At 49.3% G+C, this 509-nt stretch carries 1 protein-coding gene; it reads right to left on the bottom strand.

The window, feature by feature from the left end:
- Nucleotides 1–199: 199 nt before the first annotated feature.
- A partial coding sequence (locus GBM95_RS12450) for a transposase (protein ID WP_193222711.1) occupies nt 200–509 on the bottom strand: 310 nt, incomplete at its 5' end.

The following is a 509-nucleotide window of genomic DNA, read 5'->3' as shown; positions in this document are numbered from 1 at the left end:
TACTGCATGGCGAGGCGTCCGGTTGGTTTTTTCTTGACAATTAAATTATACCGCGATCGCCTCTTTTCATTTGTGCAACAAGCATAAACACTGATTTAGATCATTGTTTGATCCGTGTACGCCGCCTGAAAATTTAGGCCCACCTGCCGATCGCAGATGAGCCTACGCCCAAGGTCTCTTTTTAGGCGAAATATTCAGGTTAGGCCGTCAATCTCTTCAGGTAACAATCGAAAGTGAAGAGATTGCAGAGCGCCAGCATCGTATTGATGCGATGCGCATTCTTCGCAATGCCGCGATACCGGGTCTTGCGGTACGACATCTGAAGCTTCACACGCGCAAAGACATGCTCAACCTTGCAGCGGACGCTGGACTTGAAGTGCTCGATTTTGCGGATAAGATCTTCAGCCGAACGTCCTTTCAAAACTCCAGGCCGCAGGTTGATCCGGTACGAGCGCTTTTCAGCTTCCTTATCGGTCTGGAATTCTTCGCGTTTTCCCATCCCGACATAG

This window comes from Sutterella seckii, from assembly GCF_009183815.1.
Lineage (GTDB): Bacteria > Pseudomonadota > Gammaproteobacteria > Burkholderiales > Burkholderiaceae_F > Sutterella > Sutterella seckii.
Note: the sequence above shows the minus strand (reverse complement) of the source record. Positions and strands in the feature narration are given on the sequence as shown.